Source organism: Alcaligenes sp. WGS1538 (assembly GCF_043187505.1).
GTDB lineage: Bacteria > Pseudomonadota > Gammaproteobacteria > Burkholderiales > Burkholderiaceae_B > Alcaligenes.
In genome coordinates, this window is record NZ_CP171109.1 from 1,028,868 (window position 1) to 1,054,108 (window position 25,241).

Here is a 25,241-nt window from a genome sequence, read left to right on the forward strand (position 1 = left end):
AAGCTTATTTTGGCACGCTTTGCCCGTCGTCGGGAGAGGGCTGCCCAGGCACGGGGAAGCCCGCCGCGCGGGCGGTCTTGATCATGGCCGTGCACAGTCCGCGCAGCATGTCCACCTCGTCCACCGTCAACTGATTGCGCGCGAACAGATGGCGCATGCGCGGCACCAGTTTCTTGGGATGACGCGGATCCAGGAACTTGACGCTTTCAATGGCCTGCTCCCAGTGCGCCATCAGGGCCTGCACCTTGTCCTGCGTGGCCAGCTCCTTGCCCGGGTCGGCCTTGCCCTCGGTATGCGGGATCAGGTCGGCGCCTTGCGCGGCGATCAGCGCGTAGCGCAGCTCCCAGGCTGCCAGTTGCAGGGCCTGGGCCACGTTCAGCGAGCTGTATTCGGGGTTGGCCGGGATGTGGCAGACGTACTGGCACTGGGCGATGTGTTCGTTGGCTAATCCCACGCGCTCGGTGCCCAGCACGATGGCCACGGCGCCCGAGTGGCTGCGCAGGTGGTCGCGGCTCAGTTCGGCGGTCCGACGGATGTCCGCCGGCGGCGGGCCCAGGTAGCGCGGCCGGGCGGTCAGGGCGAATGCCAGGGTGACCGGCTCCAGGGCCTGGGCAAGGGTGGGGACGATGAGGGCCGAGGCCAGCACGTCGGTGGCGCCGCTGGCCAGCGAAATGGCCTGGGGATCCTGTAGCACGCCGGGGTCTTGCGGATCGACCAGGCACAGGTCGCCGAAGCCCATGGTTTTGATCGCGCGCGCGGCCGCGCCCACGTTTCCAGGATGGCTGGGTTGCACCATAATGAAGCGAACCCGGTCAAAATTATCGTTAAATGCCGATGCTTGCGTCTGAGTCATTTAAAATAGCTGGTTTGAAGCAACGCTTCCTGTGTCTGCCAAAGCGGTCTCGTCCTGCGTCAGGGCGAACGAGGCAGGCTCAATCATTGTTAAAAATACGGAATTTCCATGCACCCGATGCTCAATACCGCCATCAAGGCGGCTCGCCGTGCCGGCACCATTATCAATCGCGCCAGTCTTGACCTGGAACACCTGTCGATTGCGCGTAAAGGCCCCAAGGATTATGTCACGGAAGTGGATCGCGCTGCAGAGGAAGCCATCATCGAAGTCCTGAGCGAAGCCTACCCGGACCACGGCTTCATCGGCGAGGAATCGGGCGTGCGCCCGCCCCTGGAGCCGCGCGGCGATGGCGAACCCGAATACCAATGGGTCATCGATCCGCTGGACGGCACCACCAATTTCATCCACGGCTTCCCGGCCTATGCGATCTCCATCGCGCTGCTGCACCGGGGCCAGACCGTCCACGCGGTCATTTTCGACACCAACCGCAACGAGATCTTCTCGGCCAGCCGGGGCGGCGGCGCCTTCCTGAATGACCGCCGCGTGCGGGTGTCGGGCCTGACCCGCTACCACGATGCGCTGATCGGCGCGCACGTGCCCGATTCGGGCGCCGGCGTGAAGAGCACGTCGCCCTTCGCCGACATGCTGGGCGAATGCGCCGCCGTACGTCGCGTGGGCGCAACGGTGCTGGACCTGGCCTACGTGGCCTGCGGCCGTCTGGACGGCTTCTGCGCCGTCAACCTCAAGCCCTGGGACCTGGCGGCCGGTTCGCTGCTGGTGACCGAGGCGGGCGGCCTGGTCGCCGACTTCGACGGCGAGCAGACCTGGAAGGAAACCGGCAATGTGCTGGCGGCCACCCCGAAGATCTTCACCCAGATGCTGGCGCACATGCAGGACTAGAATCCAGTACGCATACCCCGGCCTGCCGGGGTGTTTTTTGCCATCGGTCCGCCCAGGACAGAAAGCGCCCCCTCCCGGGGCCGCAAGCGGGCTATGGCTTGTGCAGCGCGGGGCATTTTTTATGAAGGCGACAAGGAGCTGACATGGAATGGTTGATGGACCCGACGGCCTGGGTAGGGCTGTTGACGCTGGTGGTCCTGGAAATCGTCCTGGGCATAGACAATCTGGTATTTATCGCCATCCTGGTGGACAAGCTGCCGCCGGAACTGCGCGACCGCGCGCGCATCGTGGGGCTGTCGCTGGCGCTGATCATGCGCCTGGCCTTGCTCACCCTCATGTCGCATCTGGTGCAGCTGACCGATCCTCTGATATCCCTGGGCGAGCTGGACTTCTCCGGGCGGGACCTGATCCTGATCGTGGGCGGTTTCTTCCTGCTGTTCAAAGGCACGCTGGAGCTGCACGAGCGCATCGACAACCGCGGCGCGCACGCCTCGGGGTCGCGCATGTACGCCAGCTTCTGGGTCATCGTGGCCCAGATCGTGGTACTGGATGCGGTGTTCTCCATCGATGCGGTCATCACCGCCGTGGGCATGGTCGAACACCTGCCCATCATGATGGCGGCGGTGGTCATCGCCATCGGCATCATGCTGGTGGCCTCCAAGCCTCTGACCGTCTTCATCAACAGCCGGCCCTCGGTGGTCATCCTGTGCCTGGGCTTTCTGCTGATGATCGGTTTCTCGCTGCTGGTCGAAGGCTTCGGCGTGCATGTGCCCAAGGGCTATCTGTACGCCGCCATTTCCTTCTCCATCCTGATCGAGGTGTTCAACCAGCTGGCGCGCCGCAAGATGCGGCTGGCCGAAGCCCGGCGTCCCATGCGCGAGCGCACGGCCGAGGCGGTGCTGCGCATGCTGGGCAAACGGCCGGTGTCCGAACTGGTCGCGGCCGGCCCGGACCAGCCCGCCAGTGGTGCGCAGCTGGTGTTCGGCGACGAGGAGCGCAACATGGTCAGCGGCGTGCTGACGCTGTCCGAGCGCAATGTGCAGTCGGTCATGACGCCGCGCAATGACATTACCTGGATCAATCTGCAGGACGATCCCGAGCTCCTGCGCGAGAAGATCACCCAGGAAGCGCACAGCATGCTGCCAGTCTGCCGCGGCTCGCTCGATGACGTGGTCGGCATAGGGCGTTCCAAGGAAATGCTGGCCGATCTGCTGGTTCATGGCCATATCCGCGTGGACCAGCTGCGGCAGCCCATCTTCGTGTACGAATCCATCGGCATCCTGCAGTTGATGGAGACGATCAAGCAGACCCGCGGCCAGCTCGTGCTGGTGACGGACGAGTTCGGCGCGATCGAAGGCCTGGTCACGCCGCTGGACATCTTCGAGGCCATCGCCGGAGACTTCCCCGACGAAGATGAATCCCCGGATATCGTCGAGGAATCCCCGGATCACTGGCTGCTGGACGGCTCCACCGACCTGCATCACCTCGAGCAGCTTCTGGGCGTGGAGGGCCTGGTGGACGAGGACGAGGAGTACTCCACCCTGGCCGGTTATCTGCTGGAGCGCTTCGGCCACCTTCCCGAGGCGGGCGACAGCTGCGAGCTCGTGCAGGGCGGCATGCTGTACCGCTTCACCGTGGACCAGCTCGAAGGCCGTCGCATCGCTTCTGTTCGCCTGGAACGTCAGTCGGCCGATCCCGACATGATCGCCGACGAGTCCACTGTTTAAGTTTTTTCACTTCACTTCACGAAACATGACGGAAAACACTCTGTATCTGCTGAAGGCCCTGCTGCTGGGCATCATTGAAGGTTTCACGGAGTTCATCCCGGTTTCCAGCACGGCGCACTTGCTGATCCTGGGAAGCTGGATCGACTTTTCCTCCGGGGACGACAAGGTTTTTGAAGTGGTCATCCAGTTCGGCTCCATTCTGGCCGTGATCTGGATTTTCCGGGCCCGCCTCATCCAGTTGATCGGCGGCACCTTGCGCGGCGAGCGCAAGGAGGTGATGTTCACCCGCAATCTTCTGATCGCCTTCCTGCCCGCGGCCGTGATCGGCGCCTTGACCATCAAGTACGTCAAGGCTCTGTTCCACCATCCCATCGTGTTCGTCTTCACCCTGGTGCTGGGGGGGCTGCTCATGCTGTGGGTGGAGCGCAAGCCCGAGTACGCCAAGAATGCTCCTGCGCTTGCCGAAGGGGAGACGGCCACCTCGCAGCGCGCCACGGCTTTCGCCCTGGAGGAGATCACCTGGAAGCAGGCGCTGGTGGTCGGGTTCGCCCAATGCGTGGCCATGGTTCCCGGCACGTCCCGTTCGGGAGCGACGATCATCGGCGGCATGCTGGCCGGCATCCAGCGCAAGACCGCCACGGAGTTTTCTTTCTTCCTGGCCATGCCTACGATGCTGGCGGCTACTGTCTACGATCTTTATCGCAATGGCGCGGCCTTGAGCGCCGACCAGACCTCGGCCATTGTGGTGGGGTTCGTGGCGGCGTTCATCAGCGCCCTGGTTCTGGTCAAGGCCGTGCTGCGTTTCGTGTCCAGCCGCACCTACCGGCCTTTTGCCTGGTATCGGATCGCCCTGGGCCTGGTGGTCCTGGTCTGGTTGATGGCGCGATAAGAACGCAGCGCCGTCAGACTTCCCCATCCTGGCTGCGGATGGGGAATTTTTTTACCTGAAAAGATAACTTAAAATATCTTTTTAGTAATTTTGATAACGATAATAATCTTTTTGACATCGACTAAGCGTTTTGATAACTTACGTTATCTATTCGGCCAAAAAGATAATCGAAATGAGCGTAATTCAGGATTTGATACGCCTGCGCAAGGCGCACGGGCTGACCCAGGCTGAACTGGCGCGGCTGGCGGGCCTGTCTCGCATGACTGTCAGCAAGATAGAGCGCGGCCAAGTGGATCCGCAGTTGTCCACGCTGCAGGAACTGGCCCGCGTGCTGGGGGCGCAGTATCTGGTCGTGCCGACCGGACTACGCAAGGAACTGGAGGCGTTTCTGGCATCGGGAGGCCGCTACCTGGGGCAGGATGCGGGCGCCGCGGCGCCCTTGTCGCTGGCGGACAGCCTGCGGGAAAGGTCATGAGCACGTCCATCAAATACCTGCGCATGTTCATGCACCTGCCGGACCGCAGCCGTCGCGCCATCGGCTATCTGTCACAGTACGGGGATATCCTGCGGGTATCCTTCGACGAGGACTACATTTCCGATCCATTGCGTCCGGTGTTGTCGCTGACTTATGTGGGCCAGGACGAGGCCGCGACCCAGGCCATCCTGAGCGCGGCGCGCGATGCTCGACTGGTGCGCGCCGACGGGCGCTGGCCCAGCTATTTCGCCAATCTCCTCCCGGAAGGCCACAACCGCGAACGTCTTGCGCGCGAGCGCCATTGCGCGGCCGATGACGAGTTCGAGCTGCTTGCGGCGGCGGGCCACGACTTGATGGGCGCCCTGGAAGTGGAGCCGGTGCCCGCCCGAGAAGGTATACCGGATGCCGTGCGTCTGTGGCACACCGCCCTGGGGCTGGATGTGCTGGAGCCGGGCTTCGTGGAGGACCCGGTGGAGGACGCCGCCGCCTTGCCCGGCGTCGTCACCAAGTTCTCGGCGGTCTATGACGGACGGCGCTATGTGGTGCGCCGGCAGGGGCGGGCGGGATCCACCATCCTGAAGCTGCCCACGTCCCGGCATCCGGATCTGGTGGACAACGAGTATTCCGGCTATGTGCTGTGCCGGGCTCTGGGGCTGGAGTGCGCGCAGGCCGGCATCATCACGCGGGCGCAGGCGGAGCTGCCCGAAGCCGTGCCTTTCGAGCGCATCCTGGCCGTGCCGCGTTTCGACCGGGGGCCGGACGGCCTGCGCGTGCATATGGAGGAGTTCGCGCAGGTGCTGGGTTTCTCGCCGCGCCACAAGTATGGCCGGGGCATGGGGGACTATGCGGACATGTTGCGCGTGATCGACGCCGTCTCCAGCCGCCGGGCGGCGGATCTGCGTGAATTCATCCTGCGCTTCGTGGCCTTCATCCTGCTGGGCAATACCGATGCCCACCTGAAGAACTGGGCGCTGGTCTATCCCGATGCACGGCATCCGCAGCTGGCTCCCTTGTACGATCCCGTCTGCGTGACGGCGTTCTTCGAGTCCGTGGGGGCGCAGGATTACGGCGTCAACCGCCGCATAGACCGGGAACTGCGTGAATTCGGCTGGAATGATCTGGATGGCTTGATCCGCCAGGCGGGCCTGATGCGTGCTCCACATTACCTGCGCCTGGCTCGTGATCTGGTACGCCAGGCCCAGGCGCAATGGCCAGCCTTGCTGAAGGACGCGCCGCCCTCCATGCAGCGATCGGTCTCGGAACGCCTGCAGGGCGGGCTGGCGCTGACGCGCTAAGAGGCCTCTCATGATCTTTGCAAGTCGGCGGGCGTCCTGCAAAGATCGTGACAGGCTTCACGTCCGGTGTGGCTCCTGGGGGTTCAATGTCTGGCACTGTTCGGGCCGGCCCCATTGGCGCAGGCACAGCTCCGCGCCCTGGATGCTGATGTAGCCCCCGCGCGCCGGGCCATCGTGGTCGCTGTCCCAATCGGGCAGGACCCAGCGGCGAGCTTCGGGCTGGCCGGGAATGGCGTGGCTGGCCGGACGATGCGTGTGGCCATGCACCAGCGCCTGCAGCGGCTGGGCTGCGCAGGCCTGCTCGATGGCGGACTGCGTGACATCCATGATCTGCATGTTCTTGTATAGCTGGCCGCGCCGGCTGCGCGCACGGGCGGCGTCGGCGATGTGCTGGCGCAGGCCCAGCGGGCAGGCCAGGTAGAGCGATTGCAGCCAGGGTTTGCGCACCCAGCGGCGAAAGCGCTGATAGGCGGCGTCGTCCAGGCAGTATTCGTCGCCGTGCGACATCAGCACCAGGCCGGCGGACGTATCCAGCAGAACCTGATCGGGCAACAGGCTGGCGTGCACGTGGCGGGCGTAGGCTGGGCCCAGCAGGAAGTCCCGGTTGCCGCGCATCAGGAACAGGCGGCGGCGGGCGCCGTAGGCCTGCAGGGCCGCGCTGACACGGGAGAGCCAGGGAGCGGGGCGGGCAATCTGGTCGTCGCCTATCCAGGCGTTGAAGATGTCGCCGCCCAGAATCAAGGCGTCGGCCTGGGCCTTGGCCTTGTCCAGGAATCGCAGGAAGTCCTGGATGGTCGCCGGATTGTCCGGACCCAGGTGCAGGTCGGCGGCAATCCAGACGACGCCGGGCAGGGTCTGCTTACTCGGCAACCGTGGCTTTTTCGATGACGACGTCTTCAACAGGCACGTCCTGGTGGAAGCCTTTGTTGCCGGTGCGCACGGTTTTGATCTTGTCCACGACCTCGGTGCCTTCGACCACTTGGCCGAACACGGCGTAGCCCCAGCCGTTGGAGGTGGGGGCGGTGAAGTTCAGGAAGTCGTTGTCGGCCACGTTGATGAAGAATTGGGCGGTGGCGGAATGAGGATCGGAAGTACGGGCCATGGCGATGGTGTACTTGTTGTTCTTCAGGCCGTTGTCGGCTTCGTTCTTGACGGGGGCTTCCGTGGGTTTTTGCTTCATGCCGGCTTCGAAGCCGCCGCCCTGGATCATGAAGTTGTTGATCACGCGGTGAAACACGGTGCCGTCGTAGAAGCCGCTGTTCACGTAGTTCAGGAAGTTGGCGACCGTGTTGGGAGCCTTTTCGGCGTTCAGTTCGATAACGATGTCGCCTTGGTTCGTCTGCAGTTTGACGCGCGGGGAGGTGCTCATGGATTTACCTTGGGAAGGGGTTGAAGAATCTGCCGCGGCAGGCGTGCTGGCCATGGCGGACATGGCCAGACAGGCGGCAATACCGAGAGTGCGCAAGCCGCGGGCTTGCGCACACCATTGAAAAGCGGTTGCAAACATATGAAAGCGGGCGTTCCCGTCGAGTGAAAACCCTATTGTTGCAGAATTCGGCCCGTTTGTTGCGCGCGCTGCGCAGCCTTCTGCACGCCTTCGGATGCCGCCTTGCGGTAGGCGTCATTGGCCAGCATCAGCTGCACTTCGCCCATGTTGTTGCGCGCCAGCGCATAGGACGGATCGGCGGTCAGGGCCATCTTCAGGGCTTCCAGCGCCATGTCCAGCTTGTCCTGGGCGATGTATTCGGCCGCCAGGTTGTTCCAGGGCTCGGGCAGCTCCGGATAATAGGTCGTCATGTCCTGGTAGATGCGGATGGCCTCGTTGTGCCGGCCGGCGGCCGACAGGGCGCGGGCCTTGAGGAACAGCAACTGCACGTCCGTGCCCGTCTCGCCATTGCTTTCGCGCTGCTTGAGGCGGTTTTCGATGGCCTGGAGGGCGTCGTCATGGCGGCCCTGGGCGATCAGGCTGCTGATGCGCTTGCTGATCTCGCCGGCGCTCAGCGGCACCGAGGTGTCCACGCTGGGCGCGAGCACGTCCAGGGCGCGCGCCAGGCCTTTCCAGCCGCGTTCCTCTTCGCGGGGAGCCTCCAGCAGCGGGTCGTTGACGCGCGGCGCCGAGGAAGAGGACGCCGGTGCGACCTGGGCGGGGGGATGGGGCTGGGCCGTTGCGCCCTGGGTTCCGGCCACGAAGAGGGCCAGCGCGCAGGGGGCAAGAAACCGATTCCGTCGAGGTGTACTGAACACAGCGGGAGCGCCTATAAAATCTGGCTTGGAGACCAGGAAGGTTGGTTGATTGCTGCCTTTAACGAGGTCTGCTTGCTATACTTGTCGACCATCATTCTAACCTTGCCCATTGCCGGGCGGGAAATCCGGACTGCAGGCCAGGATCATGCCTCCTGGCGCAAAGCTCCGATTTTATGACGATTACAGCCCATGTTGCGCATTTATAACTCGCTGTCACGCTCCAAAGAGGTGTTCACTCCGGTCGAGCCGGGCCACGTACGCATGTATGTGTGCGGGATGACCGTGTATGACTTCTGTCACCTCGGGCATGCGCGCATGCTGGTCAGTTTCGACGTGGTGCAGCGCTGGCTGCGCGCCAGCGGCTACCAGGTCAGCTACGTGCGCAACATCACCGACATCGACGACAAGATCATCCGCCGCGCGGTCGAACGCAAGCAGCGCATGTCCGAAGTCACCGACTTCTACATCGCCGCCATGCACGCCGACGAGAAGGCGCTGGGCGTGCAGAGCCCGGATTCGGAGCCGCGCGCCACCCAGCACGTGCCCGACATGCTGGGCATCATCGCCAAGCTGGAAGCCAATGGCCTGGCCTACCGGTCGGAGGACGGCGACGTCAACTACGCCGTGCGCCAGTTTCCCGGCTACGGCAAGCTGTCGGGCCGCTCCCTGGACGACCTGCGCGCCGGCGAGCGCGTGGCGCTCAATTCCGCCAAGCGCGATCCGCTGGACTTCGTATTGTGGAAGTCCGCCAAGGAAGAGGAGCCGCCGGAGTCCAAGTGGGAATCGCCCTACGGGCTGGGCCGGCCGGGCTGGCACATCGAATGCTCGGCCATGAGCAAGGCCATCCTGGGCCTGCCGCTGGACATCCATGGCGGAGGCCCGGACCTGAAGTTCCCGCATCACGAAAACGAGATCGCCCAGACCGAAGGCGCCTTCGGAGGCCAGCTGGCCAACGTCTGGATGCATTGCGGGCCGCTGATGGTGGATTCGGAAAAGATGTCCAAGTCCCTGGGCAACTTCCGCCGCATCCGCGACACCATCGCGCCTGAAGGCCTGGATGAAGGGCAGAGCAGCTATGCCGCCAATCCGCGCGAAGCGGAAATGGTGCGTTTTTTCATCGTGCGCAACCATTACCGCAGCCTGCAGAACTATGCTCCGGACAACCTGCGCGACGCCCAGCATGCGCTGGATCGCCTCTACCAGACTTTGCAGAACGTGCCGGCCGCCCCGGTGCAGATAGACTGGGCCCAGGGGCCGGCGCAGGCCTTCGCCCAGGCCATGGACGACGATTTCAACACGGCCGGAGCCGTGGCCGTGCTCTTCGAGCTGGCCGGGCAGGCCAACCGCGACAAGGACCCTCAGGCCAGCGGCCTGATGCGCGCCCTGGGCGGGGTGCTGGGGCTGCTGCAGGTCGATCCCGTCCTGTACTGGCAGTCGCCGTCGCGCTATCTGGGCGGCGCCGCCTCCAGCCTGGACAACGAGGCCATCGACGCTCTGGTGGCCGAGCGCGCGCAGGCCAAGAAGGACCGCGACTTCGCCCGCGCGGACGCGATCCGCGTCCAGCTCAAGGAGCAAGGCGTCGAACTCGAGGACCGGCCCGGCGGAGCGACGCAATGGCGCAGGGCATAGCCGGTTCCCTGGCCGGCTCCCAGGTGCGTCTGGTGGGCAAGCCGGATTATTGGGACGAGGCCTGCGCACAGCTCATGAAGCGCGACCGCATCCTGCGCAAGCTGATCCCCCAGCATGGGGAGCACTGGCTGCAGCACAAGGCGCCGGCCTTCATGACGCTGGCCCGCTCCATCGTCGGCCAGCAGGTTGCCCTGCGCACGGCCGACCAGCTCTGGCAGCGCCTGCTCGAGCGCTGCGGACAGCCGCTGTCGCCGGCCGCGCTGCTGGCGCTGGATCCGCAGGATCTGCGCGGCCTGGGACTGCCCAAGCGCAAGGTGGAATACATCCACGATTTGGCCTCGCACTTCGATGCCCGTAAAATCGATCCCCAAGCCTGGCAGTCCATGCCGGACGAAGCCGTGGTCGCGGACCTGTGCGCCATTCGAGGCGTGGGCCGCTGGACCGCCGAAATGTTTCTGATTTTCAACTTGCACAGGCCCAACGTCCTGCCCCTGGACGATGCCGGCCTGCTCAAGGCAATTTCCCAGCACTATTTCAGTGGCGAGCCGGTTTCCCGGTTCGAAGCGCGTGAAGTAGCCCAGGCCTGGGCGCCGTGGTGCACGGTGGCCACCTGGCATCTGTGGCGCAGCCTGAACACGGTTGCTGTACGATATTAAATTAGGCCCAAACCTTAAGACCCGACAATGCGAAATACATTCCTGGAATTTGAGCAGCCTCTGGCCGAGCTCGAAGGCAAGATCGAAGAGCTCCGCTACGTGCAGTCTGATTCCGCCGTGGATATTTCAGAAGAGCTGAGCCGTCTGCAGCAGAAGAGCCAGACCTTGGCCAAGAATATCTACGCCAAGCTCACTCCCTGGCAGACGGCGCTCGTGGCCCGCCACCCCCAGCGTCCCTACACGCTGGACTACGTGCGCGAGATCTTCTCCGACTTTCACGAGCTGCACGGCGATCGCATGTATGCGGACGACCTGGCCATCGTGGGCGGCCTGGCGCGTTTCAACGGCACGCCCTGCATGGTCATCGGTCATCAGAAGGGCCGCGACACCAAGGAGCGCGCGCGCCGCAACTTCGGCATGCCGCGTCCCGAAGGCTATCGCAAGGCCCTGCGCCTGATGCGCCTGGCCGAGAAGTTCGGCATTCCGGTGTTCACCTTCGTGGATACGCCCGGCGCCTATCCGGGAATCGGCGCGGAAGAGCGCGGCCAGTCCGAAGCCATCGGCCACAATCTGTATGCCATGGCCAAGCTGCGCGTGCCCATCATCTCGACCATCATCGGCGAAGGCGGTTCGGGCGGCGCCCTGGCCATTGCCGTGGGCGACGTCGTGTCCATGCTGCAGTATTCCACCTACGCCGTGATCTCTCCCGAAGGCTGCGCGTCCATCCTCTGGCGCAGCGCCGACAAGGCTCCCGTTGCCGCCGAGGCCCTGGCCATCACCGCGCCGCGCCTCAAGGAGCTGGGCCTGGTGGACCGCGTGATCAACGAGCCCATTGGCGGCGCTCATCGCGATCCCACCATGATGGCGCGCCAGCTGGGCCGAGCCCTTGCCGACGCCTTGCGCCAGGTCTCGGGCATGTCCACCGAGCAATTGCTGGATCAGCGCATGGAGCGCCTGCTGGCGTATGGCCGTTTCCAGGAAGTCCGCGCCTGATCATGCGAGCGCCGGGCTGGCGGGCTTCGAGCCCTCGCCCGCGCTGCTGGATGCCCTGACGCTGCATCTGCCCTTCAAGCCCGGGCACCGTCTTGGCCTGGGCTTGAGCGGCGGCGCCGACTCCGCCATGCTGGCGGTGCATGCCCACCTCTGGGCCAGCCGCCGCCGCATCGAACTTCATTTTTTCCATGTTCACCACGGCCTGCAGGCCGCCGCGGACCAGTGGCAGGCCCGCGTGCACGACCTTGCGCGGCGCTTGCGGCGCCCCTGCCACAGCCTGCGCGTCCAGGTCCGGGCGGACCGGCTGAGCGCCGACGGCATGGAGTCCGCCGCCCGTGACGCCCGCTATCGCGCCCTGGCCGAGCTGGCCGGCTTCGCGGGGGTGGGCGACATTCTGCTGGCGCATCACCAGGACGACCAGGCTGAAACGGTCCTGCTGCGCCTTTTGCGCGGCGCCGGCCCTGTCGGCCTGGGCGCCATGGCGCCCAGCAGCCGGCGCGACGGCATCGTTTACTGGCGGCCCTGGCTGGAGCAGCCGCGCGCGCGCATCCTGCAGGCCAGCGACTGCTTCACCGCGGCCTGCGGCTGGCAGGCCGTACAGGATCCCACCAACCTGAATCCCGACTACACCCGCGGCGCCCTGCGCGAACTGCTGACGCCGGTGCTCGACGCCCGCTGGCCGGGCTGGCAATCCGTGCTGCAGCGCCAGGCCCGGCTGAGCCGGGAAACCCGCGATGTCCTGGACAGCGTGGCCCGGCAGGATCTGCAGTCGCTGGACCTGGACGAGACGGGACGCAGTTTCAGCCTGGCTTCCTGGCGCTTGCTGGAGCCGGCCCGCCAGGCCCTGGTCATCCGCCGCTGGCTGCATGAGCAGGGGGCCGGCATGCCTACCGAGGCGCGCCTGGCTGAATTGATGCGCCAGTTGCGCAGCGTCCACGCGCTGGGCCACGACCGGCAGCTGAAAGTCAAGCACGGACCCTGGCTGATCCGCTGCGTGCGCGGCCGGGTGCTGCTGGAGCCCGCCGGGACGGATTGAGCCCGCGCCGCGCGGCTCATCAGCTTGCGCAGCGTGGGGGTATTTTTGCCGCCGGGCCGCCCCAAGGCAAAAAGTGCCCCCTTGGGGGGCAGCAAGCAGGCTATCAGCCTGCGCGGCGTGGGGGTATTTCCCTTCGGAGCTTGATTTTTTTTTCGACAGACCACCTCTAGCCCAAACGCAATAGCAGAAAGTCGTTAAAATAGATCGTTTTTGTGTCTATTCCAGACATTAGCCCTTTGATGCAGAGTAAAAGATGTCCCTGATCGTACATAAATATGGCGGCACGTCGATGGGCTCGATCGAGCGCATCCAGAATGTGGCGCGCCGGGTTGCCAAGTGGCATGCGGCCGGCCACCAGGTGGTGGTGGTTCCCTCGGCCATGTCCGGCGAAACCAACCGTCTGCTCGGTCTGGCCAAGGAGCTCAGCCCCCAGCCCGATCCCCGCGAACTCGACATGCTGGCCGCCACCGGCGAGCAGGCCAGCAGCGCGCTGCTGGCCATGGCGCTGGCCGCCCAGGGCGTCCCCGCCCGCAGCTATGCCGGCTGGCAGGTGCCCGTGCTGACCGACAGCGCTTATACGCGCGCGCGCATCCGCTCCATTGACGACACCCGCATCCGCCAGGACCTGGACGCCGGCCGCGTGGTCATCGTCACCGGCTTCCAGGGCGTGGACGAAGAGGGCAACATCACCACCCTGGGCCGCGGCGGCTCCGACACTTCGGCCGTGGCCGTGGCGGCGGCCATGAAGGCGTCCGAATGCCTGATCTACACCGACGTGGACGGCGTCTACACGACCGACCCGCGCGTGGTTCCCGAAGCCCGCCGCATGAAAGTGGTGTCCTTCGAGGAAATGCTGGAAATGGCCTCCCTGGGCTCCAAGGTGCTGCAGATCCGTTCCGTGGAGTTCGCCGGCAAGTACCAGGTTCCCGTTCGAGTGCTGTCCTCGCTGACAGACCCCCTGATTCCGCTCGAAGAAGAAATGTCTTCGGGCACGCTGATTACTTTCGAGGAAGATCAAAAAATGGAAGCTGCCGTTGTTTCGGGCATCGCCTTCAGCCGTGATGAAGCCAAGTTCACCCTGCGCGCCGTACCCGACACTCCCGGCGTAGCCTACTCCATCCTGGGCCCCATCGCCGCGGCCAACATCGAAGTGGACATGATCCTGCAGAACCTGTCGGTGCAGGGCACCACGGACTTCTCCTTCACGGTCAGCCGCAACGACGCGCTGCGCACCCGCGACCTGCTGACCCAGCAGATCGGTCCCGCCGTGGGCGCCGGCGAAATCGTCTTTGACGACGCCGTGTGCAAGGTTTCCATCGTGGGCATCGGCATGCGCAACCACGCCGGCGTCGCCAGCTCCATGTTCCGCGCCTTGTCCCAGGAAGGCATCAACATCCAGATGATCAGCACCAGCGAGATCAAGACCTCGGTCATCATCGCCGACAAATACATGGAACTGGCCGTGCGCGCGCTGCACAAGACCTTCGAGCTGGATCAGGAAAAATAATTCAAACTGCTATTTGCATTGGTTTTTTTAAAATGCTATAGTATCGTCTTTCCTAGAGCTGGAGACGTGGCCGAGAGGTTGAAGGTACTCCCCTGCTAAGGGAGCATACGGCTTATACCCGTATCGAGGGTTCGAATCCCTCCGTCTCCGCCAGCTTGGTCTTTAAGGCCGCACAAAAACCCGCTAACTCGTTTAGCGGGTTTTTTGTTTTGCGCGCCTTGCGCAATCATCGTTAACCAGTGTTGTTTATTGGAGCAGAGACAAGCAATGAAAAGCGCGGCTCTGTTTACAATTGGATGATCATGTTCCCTGTCGTTCAAGAATGCGGCCTTATCTTCCAGAGCGAGCGATGATCAGAAAAATACTGTGCATTTGCGGTTTTGCCTTTTTCAGCCTTCCCCTGATGGCGGCTTCGCCCCAGGCCGAGCTGGATGGCAAGGTGGTGGCGCGCTACGTCCAGAGCCTGGATGACATGCTGCCCCTGCTGCAGACGGTGGATCGCGGCGAACAGTTCTGGGGGGACAGCGCGCCCGATGGCGTGCCCGAGGCGCTGTACGTGGGACATATAGACCGCGGCTCGGAGCTTTACCTGCAACTGAACCGCCTGGCCCAGAAGCACGGCTTCGCCAGCGTGGACCAATGGGCGCGGGTAGGCGACCGCATCCTGCTCACGCGCCTGTACATCCAGGAGCGCGAGGAACTGGACAAGCTCTACGACCACCTGGACGAGCTCGAGCAGAGCCTGCTGGACAATGCGCGCCAATATTCAACGGCGGAGCTGGAGCAGGTCATGCGCACATTCCAGGACAGCAAGAACCACATCCTGATGGTGGTGTCCACGCGCGCGGACGTGCCGCTGGTGCAGCCGCATCTGGCGGAACTCAATACGGCGCTGTCTTCCATCGAATAAGGCCGCCGGGCCGGGCTTTCGGCGGGGCGTTGGGCATTTGCCGGCTTCAAGGCTCTTTCTGGAAATGTGTTCAAAAAGAGCCTGTTGACATGTTTTGACGCTTTTTTCTCTTACCTCAAATGCTGGATCGTGGATAATTGCCCACTGTTTCAAAACATGTGGAAGAGAAAGCGTCATGCGTTATATCTTGATTGTGGTGGGAGCCGCCGTGCTGGCCTACCTGATCGCGAAAGGCGTGCGCCAGGTCCTGGTGGAACGCCGCCAGGCCAGGGGTCCCGCTCAATTGCCTCATGACGGAGGCCGCGATGAGCACCAATAAGAACCCTTTTGCCGCCAAGGCCGACGGCACGGCGGGCGCGGTCGCCTCGCGCTCCAAAGGGCTCTGGTTTCTGGCGGCCGTGGTCGTTCTCTTCCTGATTCTGCTGGTCGCCTCGATGGGCTCCTTCCTGCAGGTGGACCAGGGCGAGCGCGGCGTGGTGCTGCGCAACGGCAAGCTGGTGCGGGTGGCCAACCCGGGCCTGGATTTCAAGGTGCCGTTCTTCGATACCGTGCGCAAGATCTCGGTGCGCGACCATACGGTGCGCATGCAACTGGAAGCCTACAGTTTCGATCAGCAGTCAGCGTCCATGGTCGCCTCCGTGACCTACCGGGTGCCGGAAGACGACGTGGCCCAGTTGTATTCCGAATATGGCTCGCTGGAAGCACTGGAGGCGCGCCTGCTGGAGCGCAAGGCGCTGGACGTGATCAAGAATGTGTTCGGCAAGTACACGGCGGCGCAGTCCATCCAGAACCGTGAGAAGCTGGGCGGCGACATCAACGACGCCATGCGGCTGTCCCTGGAAAATGCGCCCTTGCAGATGATGGGGGTGCAGGTCGAGGAGGTGTCGTTCTCGCAAGCCTACGAGCAGTCCATCGAGAACCGCATGCTGGCCCAGGTGCAGATCGAGACCACGCGCCAGCAGAAGGAGACGGCGTCCATCCAGGCCGAGATCAAGGTGGTGCAGGCCGAAGCCGAGGCTCGCGCCCAGCGCGAGCGCTACATGGCGGAGGCCGAAGGCATCAAGCTGCGCGGCGAAGCCGAGGCCGAAGCCATTCGCGCCAAGGCGCAGGCGCTGGCCCAGAACACCAACCTGGTCAATCTCAATGCCGTGGAGAAGTGGGACGGCAAGCTGCCCGAAAGCCTGGTTCCCGGTTCGGCGCTGCCATTCATCGGTCTGCGTTGAGCGCTGCGGTTTTTCTGCTTGAACCTGCCCCACAGCCGTCCTGCTGGGACGGCTGTGGGGCAGTTGCGTAGTTCAGCGTTCAAGCCTGCGATCGGCGTAGGAAATCGCCGGGGGCCGCTGCGCGGCGGTGAAGTCCCCGGACTTTTTTTCGCGCGGCTCCACCTTGAAGCTGCTGACCGTATCGACCAGCATGCCGGCCTGTTCGCTGAGGCTGTGTGAGGCGGTCGCGGACTCTTCCACCAGGGCGGCGTTCTGCTGCGTCGCATCGCTCAGTTGCAGCACGGCCTCGTTGATCTGAGCCAGGCCGGTGGTCTGCTCCTTGGTCGCGGCGCTGATCTCGCTCATCAGTTCAGTGACGTGCTGCACCTCTTTGACGATGCCCTGCATGACTTCCCCGGCGGAGTCGACCAGCCTACTGCCCGTTTCCACTCTGACCACGCTGTCGTCGATCAAGCTCTTGATGTCCTTGGCCGCCGAGGCGCTTTTCTGCGCCAGGCTGCGCACTTCCCCGGCCACCACGGCAAAGCCGCGACCTTGCTCTCCGGCCCGGGCGGCTTCGACAGCCGCGTTCAAAGCCAGGATATTCGTTTGAAAGGCGATGCTGTCGATCACGCCTATGATGTCGACGATGCGCTTGGATGAAACGTTGATGCCGGCCATGGTCGCGACGACGTCGCTGACCACTTCACCGCCCCGGGAAGCCGAGACGCTGGCGCTCGCCGCGCGTTGCGCCGCCTGCTGGGCCGCGTCGGCATTGCTTTGCACCGTGCTGGCCAGCTCCTCCATGGCGGCGGCCGTTTCCGTCAGATTTGCCGCCTGTTCCTCGGTGCGCCGCGACAGGTCGGTGTTGCCGGCGGCAATCTGGGTGGCGCCGCTGGCGATGCTGTCGCTGCTGGCGAGCACGGAAGCCACCAGTTTGCGCAAGGATTGCTGCATGGTGTGCATGGCCAGCATCACGCTGCCCGGCGCCGCGGCCCCGGCGTCGATGCGGCCGGTCAGATCGCCCTGGGCGATCGCGTTGGCGATCGCGGCGACCTGGGCGGGCTCGCCTCCCAATTGACGCGTCAGGCTGCGCGTCAGCAGCCAGCCCAGCACCAGGGCCATCAGCACGCCCGCAATGGTCATGACGCTCAGGGTGGTGACGGTGTCGGTGTAGACATTGGCGATCTCGTTGGCGAACCGCTGTGCGTTCTGGCGTTTCATGAATACCATTTCGCGCACCAGATTCTCGGCGGCATCGCCCAGCAGCCGGGTCTGCTCCAGCGCGACCAGAGTGGACTGCCCAGGCTCGCCGGGCTGCTCCGTCTTCAGGGCCGCCACGACCTTGGCCAGCCCCGCTTCATAGGCATGCGTGGCCGAGCGAGCCCGGCTTATCATTTCCCGGCCGGCGGCGGTGACGAACAGATCGTCCAGCACGTCCAGCTCGGCCTTGACCTTGGCGATGCGTTCATCGAGTTTTTCAAGCTCCTTGTTCCGTTCCTGCACGGTGCGCACCAGCAGGGCCGAGCGTATGGAGCGCCCGGCAGCCACCAGCGTGGTCGAGGTCGTCGCGGCGTGGTCCAGTCCCGCAAGCTCGACATCGTGCATGGTGGCGGCCATGGTGTTGACATGGGCCGTCGCCCGGAACCCCACGGCGCCGATAATGGCGGCGATGGCGGCGACGATCAAAAAAGAACCGACTAGTTTGGTTCTGACGGTAAGGCCGGTAAGCCAGGTCATGTTTTTTCCTGTGTGCTCGAGGCAAAAGTTTTTCAGGGTTTTCCCTGATGGAAATTGTAGTGGTGTGGATGACCCGGCTAATAGTTGAATTGGCAAGCTTCAGGTAGGTATTTGCTGCAATTGGGCCTGGGGCGTTCCAGGCGTCACACCCTTGAGCGGCTGCGGTACACTTCAGGAAGCCGGGCAGGGGCCCGGCAGCGTTCTTCGATGTGCTTCAAGGGAGTCCATGCCTCATGAGTAGCGATCTCAGTCCACAGCCGCAACGGGACGGCACGGAACAACTGGTCAGCCTGCGCAACCTGACGCTGATCATCTATGCGCTGTACATACTGTCCATCTTCGGAGGCATCACCTCCGTGGTGGCCATCATCATGAATTACCTCAAGCGCGACGAGGTGCGCGGCACGTATCTGGAGTCCCACTTCACCTGGCAGATCAACACCTTCTGGATAGGCTTGGTCGGCGTGTGCGTCTCATTCCTGCTGATGTTGGTGGCCATCGGCTTCGTCACGATCTGGATCGTCGGCATCTGGATCGTCTATCGCCTGGTCAAGGGCCTGCTGGCCCTGAATGATGGCAAGCCCATTGCCTGATGTCGATCCGCATCAAAAACAAAGCCCGCTTCAAGCGGGCTTTGTTTTTCACAGGGAAAAGGCCTGGTAGACGGTCAGTCCCAGACCGCCCATCCACAGCAGGAGCGGCACGGGTTTCATCAGCAGCGCGGGCAGCAGGCGCGCAATGGCCGCGAGCAGGCGGGTGAACAGCCATGGCAGCGACGGCGACTTCTGGCTGTCTTTCATGTAGGCCATGCCCAGGGAAACCAGCAGGGGCTGGGACAGGTAGGCGGCATAGAACAGCATGCCCACCGCAAAGGCGATCCAGTAGTACAACATGTTCACACAATGGAAAGTGGAGGAGGATGGCGCATTATATCGGCCCGGAGGGACTATGATCCCAATTTCCGCCGGGCCTGTCGCCCGGCCGGCTCCAGAAAAACAGCGAGACAGGCATGCAGAACATTTATTCCATCGACGGCCTGGTGCCGGTCGTCCATCCCACGGCGTACGTGCATCCCACGGCGGTGCTGATCGGTGACGTGATCATCGGCGAAGGCGTGTATGTCGGACCGCTGGCCAGCCTGCGGGGCGATTTCGGTCGCATCATCATGAAGGCGGGTTCCAACATCCAGGACACCTGCGTCATCCACGGCACGCCCGAGCAGGACACGGTGGTGCACGAAGACGGCCATGTGGGCCACGGCGCCGTGCTGCATGGCTGCGTGATCGGGCGCAACGTGCTGGTGGGCATGAATGCGGTGGTCATGGACGGCGCGGACATCGGCGCGGACAGCATCATCGGCGCGATGGCCTTCGTCAAGAAAGGAATGGCCGTGCCGCCGCGCAGCCTGGTGGCCGGTTCGCCCGCCCGCGTGGTCAAGGAACTGGACCCGGCCGCCATAGCCGGCAAGCATTTCGGCACGCGCATGTACCAGCGCCTGGCGCAGCGTTCCCTGGCGAGCATGCAGCGTGTCCAGCCCCTGACCGAGGTGGAGCCGGACCGTCCGCGTCTGCGCGACGATCAGATCTATCCGCAGGACTGACAGCGCAGCAATAAAAATGCCCCCACGCTGCACAGGCTGATCGCCTGCTTGCTGCGTTCCAAGGGGGTGTTTTTTGCCTTGGGCGCTCCGGCGCTTGGGCGGCCCAAGGCAAAAAAAGCCCCGCCGCGTCACGGGGCAGGGCTTTCCGGGTGCGGCAGGGCCGGTTTACTTGCCGGCGGCGGCCAGGGCTTTCTTCCAGGCCTCGATGACGGTGTCGTACTCGGCGGCGGCCTTCAGCGGATCGACCGCGGCCACCTTGATCTGGTCCAGGTTGGGCAGCTTGGTCAGCTCGGCCACATTGATGTCGCTGCGGGTGGGGCGGCGGAAATTCTCCACCAGCTCGGCTTCCTGGACTTCCTTGGACAGCAGCACGTCCACCAGCTTGCGGGCGGCTTCCTGGCCGTTCTTGGGATTGCGGATCACGGCCACGGCCTCGGGGGCGATGAAGGTGCCGTCTTCGGGATAGACCAGTTCGATGCCTTTCTGGCCGCCGGCCACGTAGGAGTAGGCGGCGTATTCCATGGTCACGCCCAGCGGGTACTCGCCGTTGGCCACGCTCTTGTAGACCTGGCCCGAGCTCTTGGAGACGATCACGTTGGCGGCCAGTTTCTGCAGGCCTTCGTCGCCGTAGAGCTGGTAGATGCCGTAGACCTGGTCATAGGCGCTGCCCGAGGAGGCGGGATCGCCGATCATGATCTTGCCTTTCCATTGTTCGTCGAACAGGTCCTTCCAGGTCTTGGGAGCGGCCTGGCCTTTCAGCTGGCGCTCGTTGACCATGATCACCATGACGTGCGCATTGGAGCTCGTCCACAGATTGTCCTTGCCGTGGAACTGTTCGGGGATCTGCTTGGCTTCGGGCGATTCGTAGGGTTCGAAGTTCTGCTGGAAGGCGGCCATGGTACCGTAGGCCGCGCCCCAGACCACGTCGCCCAGCGGATTCTGCGCTTCGGCCTCGATGCGTTTCATCAGGGCGCCGGCGCCGGAGGTCACCTGCTGGATGGACAGATCGGAAGCCGTCTTGCGGGCGATCTCCAGGGCGGTGTCGATGGTCTGCACGTTGTTGGGGGTGTACATCACCACATTGGCGGCCTGGGCGGCGCCCGACAGGGCCAGGGCGCCGGCGCTCAGCGACAGGGCCAGACCGGTTTTCAGGAAACGTTGAGTCAGCATAGTGAGCCTTTGAAAGTTAGCGGCTGGAAAACAGATCCAGCTTGAGGAAACGGACTGCCAGGTAGATAGGCACCAGGATCACGACCATCAGGATGACGCCGTAGGCCGAGGCGCGGGCCAGGAACCCGGCGTCGATCTGGCGGAACATCTGGATGGGCATGGTCTCCATGCCGCCGTAGTACAGCACGATGGTGGCGGAGATCTCGGCCAGGGAGGTCACCCACATCAGGATGGCCGCGCCCAGGATGGCGGGCTTCATCAGGGGCAGCACCACCTTGAAGAAGCTGCGAAAGGGCGACACGCCCAGATTGATCGAAGCCTCCTCGATGGAGTCGGGGATGCTGTAGAGCGAGGCCGAGGCCGAACGGATGGAGAAGGGCACCTTGCGCACGAAATAGGCGCCGGCCATGATGACCCAGGTGCCGGTCAGCACCAGCATGCCGCTGTTGTAGGTCTGGATCAGGGCGATGCCCAGCACCGTGCCGGAAATGGCCAGGGGCAGCATCACCATGTAGTCCAGCGCCGTCACCATGAACAGGCGCTTCTTGACGATCAGGTAGCTGGCCACGGTGGCAAAGCAGGTGCCGGCCACGGTGGCGGTGCTGGCCAGCATCAGCGAGTTCAGGATGGGCTCGGGCGCGTAGCGCAGGGCCCGCTCCATATTGTCCAGCGTGAAGGTGCCGTACTGCATCACCGGACCGCTGGCCTTGGTGAAGGCGCCCAGGATCACGATGAAGGCGGGGATCAGCGAGAAAGTCACGAACAGCACGGCGCCCACGGTCAGCAGCACCGCGGACAGGCCTTGCGCACGCACCGGACGCGGGGCGCGGCCTTGCTGCATGTGGTAGGTCTTGCGTTCGACCACGCGCTTCTGGATGAACAGCACCGCGCCCACCAGCACCACCGAGACCACCGCCAGCACGCCCTGCATGGTGGGATTGCCGCTCATCTCGGACAGGAAGGTGGTGTAGGTCAGGGAGGAAAGCACGTCCACCTGTCCGCCCAGGATCATGGGGATGGAGAAATTGTCCACCGCCAGGGTGAAGACGATCATGGCGTTGACCAGCAGGGCGGGCATCAGGACCGGAAAGGTCACGCTGAGCGCGCGCTTGAGGCTGCTGGCGCCCAGGTTCACCGCGGCTTCTTCTATGGTGCCGTCCACGGCCTTCAGGGCGGCCAGCATGCCGATGTACACATAGGTGTAATCATTCAGGATCAGCACGTAGGACATGCCGAACCAGCCGTAGAAGCTGGGCAGGTCCACGCCTATGCTCTCCAGCGCCAGGCGCACCACGCCGTTGTTGCCCAGCAGCATCAGCCAGGCCTGGGAGACGACGATGTCGGGCAGCACGATGGTGGTCAGCGGCAGGATGGCGACGATGCCCTTGCCGGGGAAATCATAGCGCGCCACCACATAGGCCAGGGGCGCGCCCAGCAGCAGGGTGCCCACGGTGGAGATGGCGCCCAGCTTGACGGTGTTGAAGAAGGCCTCGACATAGCGCGGCTCCTCGAAGAAGGTACGGAAGCCGTGCAGGCTGGGCAGGCCGGTGACAGGGTCGGTCACGCTCTGGTAGAACAGGGAGGCCAGCGGCCACACGACCCAGAACAGCAGCACGGCCACGCAGACCAGCGCGGGCAGGAACCAGGGCGAACGGGAGCCGAAAGGTTTTGCAGCGATGCTCATGGCGTTCAGGCCTCGACCAGGCGGCAGTCGGGGCTGAAGCTCAGGCTGACCGTGGTGCCCGGCTGAAGGCGCGGGTCCTGGGCGGCGGGCACGTCGGCATTGATGTGCTTGCCGTCGTTCAGGCGAAGGCTGTAGGCGGTCTTCATGCCCAGGTACTGGCGGCCCACGACCTGGGCGGGGACGCCGCCCTGCTGGGGCTGCGTGCTCAGGCGGATGTTCTCGGGACGCGCCGCCAACAGCACTTTGGCGCTGGTCGGGGTGGTGTTCAGCACCAGGTGGCCGCCGGCGATGCTCACCGTGGTCCGGCCCGATTCGGTGTGCACGCCCAGGATGTCGATCAGGTTGGCGGCGCCGATGAAGTCCGCGGCATAGGCCGTGCGCGGGCTGGAGTACAGGCCTTCGGGCGTGTCCAGCTGATCGATGCGGCCCTGGCGCAGCAGCGCGATGCGGTCCGACATGGACAGGGCCTCTTCCTGGTCGTGCGTCACGAAGATGGCCGTGATATTGGCCTCCTGTTGCAGCTCGCGGATCACCTGGCGCATCTGGATGCGCAGCTTGGCGTCCAGGTTGGACAGGGGCTCGTCCATCAGCAGCACGCGCGGCTCGATCACCAGGGCGCGCGCCAGCGCCACGCGCTGGCGCTGGCCGCCGGACAGCTCGCCCGGATAGCGCTTGCCCAGATTGCCCAGCTCCACGCGTTCCAGGATGTGCTTGACCTTGGTCTGGATCTCGCTGCTGCTTTTCTTGCGTACCCGCAGGCCGTAGGCCACGTTGTCGAACACCGTCTTGTCGGGAAACAGGGCGTAGTCCTGGAACACCATGCCGGTCTCGCGCTTGTGGGCGGGCAGATGGGTGATGTCTTCCTTGTCCAGGAACAGGCGGCCTTCATCTGGCGTGATGAAGCCGGCGATCATGCGCAGCAGGGTGGTCTTGCCGCAGCCGCTGGGACCCAGCAAGGTGAAGAATTCGCCGTGCCCGATCTGCAGGCTGAGCTGATTGATGATGGTGTTGCTGCCGTAGCGCTTGACCACGCGGTCGATATTGATTTCTGCCATGGGAATAGACCAGTCGGGGACTGATGAGTGGACATGTGCCGCGCTCCGGGTTCGCGGGAGCCGCCGGCTGAAAAAAGCCGCTTTCCGGCGGGAAGCGGCGCGAGCCGGGAGACGGCGAAGTCGACGCCCCGGCGTGTGCTCGGGGCATTATTACAAATTGATGACAAGTTATATATAAGGTTGCCCATTTTAGCAGCAGGCTGACGTTTTGAACTTCAATTATGCGGCGAACGCGCCCGAAGCGGCCATTCATGCTCTTTTGCCAAGCCGCGGCGCTTGTTCGCTCCTGTACTCCCCCGGGCCTGCGTGGCATGAAAAGCGCAAAAAAAGAAGCTTGTAAAACAGCTAAGTGATATATATCATTTAGTTGACTTGTTGTCGTGCTGCCGCATCGGAATCCAGGCGGGAGCATGGCGGCCCATTGCGAACCATGAACTCCTTCTGCTGGTACGCGCCATGAATGTGTTTTTGTCGTACTGTATGCCGGCCCCCTGCGAAGCAGCCTCAAGGCGCCAGAGCGCTGGTCTGCCCTTGGCGAAGCCGGATGTCGAACGTCACCGAGGCAGGGGCGCGGTCGTGCTCCAGCCAGTCCAGCAAGGCCTTGGCGCAGGCCTGGCCCAAGGCCAGCGTGGGCAGGTCTATCGTGGTGATGGAGGGGCGCATCTGGGAGACGATGGGCAGGCCGTCGCAGCCGACGATGGACAGCTGGCCCGGCACCTCCAAGCCCAGGTCCTGGGCCTCGAACAGACAGCCCATGGCCAATACATCGTTGCCGCAGAAGACGCCGGTCACGGCGGGGCCGCCGTACTGCAGCAGGGCATGAAGACCTTGCCGGCCTCCTTCGAAACTGAACGTCTGCTCGCTGATGGGACAGGCCGATTCAGCGATGCCGGCCCGGCGCAGCGCATGCAGGAAACCCCGGCAGCGCGCGCGCGTCCGGTCGTTGTTCGCCCTGTGTCCGGTGATGATGCCGAAATGGCGATGGCCCAGTTCCAGCAGGTGCTCGGCGGCCAGGCGGCCTATGCGTTCGTTGTCAAAACCTATGTACGGCAGGCGATCGTGGGACGACCAGGCGATCAGCAGCGGGATGCGGCTTTGCCGGATGAACTGCCAGGCCGATTCCGCATGCTCGGCGCCCACCACGACCAGCGCTTCGGCCGCGCTTTCCACCAGGGCCCGGATCTGCCGGCTTTCCTGGTCCAGGTCATAGTCGTGCGCGGCGATCAGCAGCTGGTAGCCCGAGCGGTTCAGCACGGTCTGCAGGCCGTGCACGGCCTGGGCGAAGACGGCGTTGTCCAGGGTGGGCACCACGGCGCCCACCGTGCGCGCCCGTCCCAGAGCCAGGGCGCGGGCCGCCCCGTCCATCACATAGTCCAGTTCCTGGGCGGCGCGCTGGATGCGTTCGCGGGTTTCGGGCCGGACCATGTCGGGCCTGGCGAAGGCGCGCGACACTGTGGCGACCGATACGCCGGCGCGCAAAGCCACATCGATGATGCGAGTTCTGGATTTCATGGGTATCCGCGAAAGTGGAACCGGTCCATCATAGCAAGCCGCAGGCGCGGGGCCATTCGGGGCATGTCCCTAGCCCGGCGCAACCCAATGCTTTCTTCCCGAAAAGCGATTCAATGCGCGGATCGTTTTTTTGGCTTTGAAATGTAAGCGCATACATTGGAGAC

The 25,241-nt window shown here is 64.0% G+C and carries 25 protein-coding genes and 1 tRNA gene; 16 read left to right on the forward strand and 10 right to left on the reverse strand.

Annotation, left to right across the window (positions count from 1 at the left end; genetic code table 11):
- Positions 1-4: 4 nt before the first annotated feature.
- The gene (locus tag ACF3ND_RS04780; protein WP_394064757.1) at positions 5-853 is read right to left on the reverse strand and encodes an RNA methyltransferase; all 849 of its coding nucleotides are present in this window, start codon (positions 851-853) and stop codon (positions 5-7) included.
- Between the two features lie 108 nt (positions 854-961).
- Here ACF3ND_RS04780 and ACF3ND_RS04785 point away from each other — a divergent pair, with 108 nt between their 5' ends.
- The 5 genes from ACF3ND_RS04785 to ACF3ND_RS04805 all read left to right on the forward strand — a co-directional run bounded on the left by ACF3ND_RS04785 (position 962) and on the right by ACF3ND_RS04805 (position 6,139).
- Positions 962-1,753, forward strand: a complete 792-nt coding sequence (locus ACF3ND_RS04785; protein WP_394064759.1) for an inositol monophosphatase family protein — start codon at positions 962-964, stop codon at positions 1,751-1,753.
- Positions 1,754-1,896: 143 nt separating this feature from the next.
- Positions 1,897-3,480, forward strand: coding sequence for a TerC family protein (locus tag ACF3ND_RS04790; RefSeq protein WP_394064761.1), 1,584 nt, complete (start codon positions 1,897-1,899; stop codon positions 3,478-3,480).
- A 25-nt stretch (positions 3,481-3,505) separates the two neighbouring features.
- A complete protein-coding gene (locus tag ACF3ND_RS04795; RefSeq protein ID WP_394064763.1) occupies positions 3,506-4,369 on the forward strand; it encodes an undecaprenyl-diphosphate phosphatase in 864 nt (287 codons plus the stop codon).
- A 172-nt stretch (positions 4,370-4,541) separates the two neighbouring features.
- Positions 4,542-4,844, forward strand: a complete 303-nt coding sequence (locus ACF3ND_RS04800; protein WP_394064765.1) for a helix-turn-helix transcriptional regulator — start codon at positions 4,542-4,544, stop codon at positions 4,842-4,844.
- Positions 4,841-6,139, forward strand: a complete 1,299-nt coding sequence (locus ACF3ND_RS04805; protein ID WP_394064767.1) for a type II toxin-antitoxin system HipA family toxin — start codon at positions 4,841-4,843, stop codon at positions 6,137-6,139. Before ACF3ND_RS04800 ends, ACF3ND_RS04805 begins: the two co-directional genes overlap by 4 nt.
- Positions 6,140-6,196: 57 nt before the next feature.
- On the opposite strand, the gene ACF3ND_RS04810 is transcribed toward ACF3ND_RS04805, so the two are convergent.
- From ACF3ND_RS04810 to ACF3ND_RS04820, 3 genes are all read right to left on the reverse strand, one after another.
- Positions 6,197-7,009 (reverse strand): UDP-2,3-diacylglucosamine diphosphatase, encoded by an 813-nt coding sequence (locus tag ACF3ND_RS04810; protein WP_394064768.1) that lies wholly within the window; start codon positions 7,007-7,009, stop codon positions 6,197-6,199.
- Positions 6,999-7,508 (reverse strand): peptidylprolyl isomerase, encoded by a 510-nt coding sequence (locus ACF3ND_RS04815; protein ID WP_394064770.1) that lies wholly within the window; start codon positions 7,506-7,508, stop codon positions 6,999-7,001. The genes ACF3ND_RS04810 and ACF3ND_RS04815 overlap by 11 nt, the downstream gene beginning before the upstream one ends.
- A 170-nt stretch (positions 7,509-7,678) precedes the next feature.
- Entirely contained in the window at positions 7,679-8,326 is a 648-nt protein-coding gene (locus ACF3ND_RS04820; RefSeq protein WP_394064772.1) for a tetratricopeptide repeat protein, read from the reverse strand.
- Between the two features lie 246 nt (positions 8,327-8,572).
- Between ACF3ND_RS04820 and cysS the strand changes: the two genes are divergently transcribed.
- From cysS to ACF3ND_RS04865, 9 genes are all read left to right on the forward strand, one after another.
- Entirely contained in the window at positions 8,573-10,012 is a 1,440-nt protein-coding gene (cysS, locus tag ACF3ND_RS04825; RefSeq protein ID WP_394064774.1) for a cysteine--tRNA ligase, read from the forward strand.
- Positions 9,997-10,668: a DNA-3-methyladenine glycosylase family protein gene (locus ACF3ND_RS04830; protein ID WP_394064776.1), complete on the forward strand. Its 672-nt coding sequence runs from the start codon at positions 9,997-9,999 to the stop codon at positions 10,666-10,668. The genes cysS and ACF3ND_RS04830 overlap by 16 nt, the downstream gene beginning before the upstream one ends.
- A 27-nt stretch (positions 10,669-10,695) precedes the next feature.
- Entirely contained in the window at positions 10,696-11,661 is a 966-nt protein-coding gene (locus ACF3ND_RS04835) for an acetyl-CoA carboxylase carboxyltransferase subunit alpha (RefSeq protein ID WP_394064778.1), read from the forward strand.
- Complete coding sequence (tilS, locus tag ACF3ND_RS04840) at positions 11,633-12,697, forward strand: tRNA lysidine(34) synthetase TilS (RefSeq protein WP_394064780.1); 1,065 nt, start codon at positions 11,633-11,635, stop codon at positions 12,695-12,697. The genes ACF3ND_RS04835 and tilS overlap by 29 nt, the downstream gene beginning before the upstream one ends.
- 253 nt (positions 12,698-12,950) lie before the next feature.
- Complete coding sequence (locus tag ACF3ND_RS04845; RefSeq protein ID WP_394064782.1) at positions 12,951-14,204, forward strand: aspartate kinase; 1,254 nt, start codon at positions 12,951-12,953, stop codon at positions 14,202-14,204.
- Between the two features lie 60 nt (positions 14,205-14,264).
- Positions 14,265-14,357: transfer RNA gene (locus tag ACF3ND_RS04850), tRNA-Ser, on the forward strand.
- A gap of 250 nt (positions 14,358-14,607) precedes the next feature.
- Positions 14,608-15,114 (forward strand): hypothetical protein, encoded by a 507-nt coding sequence (locus tag ACF3ND_RS04855; protein ID WP_394064784.1) that lies wholly within the window; start codon positions 14,608-14,610, stop codon positions 15,112-15,114.
- Between the two features lie 175 nt (positions 15,115-15,289).
- On the forward strand, positions 15,290-15,433 hold the full coding sequence (locus ACF3ND_RS04860; RefSeq protein WP_394064786.1) for a hypothetical protein: 144 nt from the start codon (positions 15,290-15,292) through the stop codon (positions 15,431-15,433).
- A complete protein-coding gene (locus ACF3ND_RS04865) occupies positions 15,420-16,337 on the forward strand; it encodes an SPFH domain-containing protein (protein WP_394064788.1) in 918 nt (305 codons plus the stop codon). Before ACF3ND_RS04860 ends, ACF3ND_RS04865 begins: the two co-directional genes overlap by 14 nt.
- Before the next feature lie 72 nt (positions 16,338-16,409).
- Here the strand turns inward: ACF3ND_RS04865 and ACF3ND_RS04870 are convergent, their stop codons facing one another.
- Positions 16,410-18,056, reverse strand: a complete 1,647-nt coding sequence (locus tag ACF3ND_RS04870) for a methyl-accepting chemotaxis protein (RefSeq protein WP_394064790.1) — start codon at positions 18,054-18,056, stop codon at positions 16,410-16,412.
- 233 nt (positions 18,057-18,289) lie between these two features.
- Here ACF3ND_RS04870 and ACF3ND_RS04875 point away from each other — a divergent pair, with 233 nt between their 5' ends.
- Positions 18,290-18,649 (forward strand): DUF4870 family protein, encoded by a 360-nt coding sequence (locus tag ACF3ND_RS04875; RefSeq protein WP_394064792.1) that lies wholly within the window; start codon positions 18,290-18,292, stop codon positions 18,647-18,649.
- 48 nt (positions 18,650-18,697) lie between these two features.
- Here ACF3ND_RS04875 and ACF3ND_RS04880 read toward each other — a convergent pair whose 3' ends face one another.
- Positions 18,698-18,949 (reverse strand): hypothetical protein, encoded by a 252-nt coding sequence (locus ACF3ND_RS04880; protein WP_394064794.1) that lies wholly within the window; start codon positions 18,947-18,949, stop codon positions 18,698-18,700.
- A 116-nt stretch (positions 18,950-19,065) separates the two neighbouring features.
- Here ACF3ND_RS04880 and ACF3ND_RS04885 point away from each other — a divergent pair, with 116 nt between their 5' ends.
- Positions 19,066-19,656 (forward strand): phenylacetic acid degradation protein PaaY, encoded by a 591-nt coding sequence (locus ACF3ND_RS04885; protein WP_394064796.1) that lies wholly within the window; start codon positions 19,066-19,068, stop codon positions 19,654-19,656.
- A 165-nt stretch (positions 19,657-19,821) separates the two neighbouring features.
- Here the strand turns inward: ACF3ND_RS04885 and ACF3ND_RS04890 are convergent, their stop codons facing one another.
- From ACF3ND_RS04890 to ACF3ND_RS04905, 4 genes are all read right to left on the reverse strand, one after another.
- On the reverse strand, positions 19,822-20,826 hold the full coding sequence (locus ACF3ND_RS04890) for an extracellular solute-binding protein (protein WP_394064798.1): 1,005 nt from the start codon (positions 20,824-20,826) through the stop codon (positions 19,822-19,824).
- Between the two features lie 16 nt (positions 20,827-20,842).
- Positions 20,843-22,510 (reverse strand): ABC transporter permease, encoded by a 1,668-nt coding sequence (locus tag ACF3ND_RS04895; protein WP_394064800.1) that lies wholly within the window; start codon positions 22,508-22,510, stop codon positions 20,843-20,845.
- 5 nt (positions 22,511-22,515) lie between these two features.
- Positions 22,516-23,565, reverse strand: a complete 1,050-nt coding sequence (locus ACF3ND_RS04900; protein ID WP_394064802.1) for an ABC transporter ATP-binding protein — start codon at positions 23,563-23,565, stop codon at positions 22,516-22,518.
- A 504-nt stretch (positions 23,566-24,069) separates the two neighbouring features.
- The gene (locus tag ACF3ND_RS04905) at positions 24,070-25,077 is read right to left on the reverse strand and encodes a substrate-binding domain-containing protein (protein ID WP_394064804.1); all 1,008 of its coding nucleotides are present in this window, start codon (positions 25,075-25,077) and stop codon (positions 24,070-24,072) included.
- Positions 25,078-25,241: the final 164 nt, after the last annotated feature.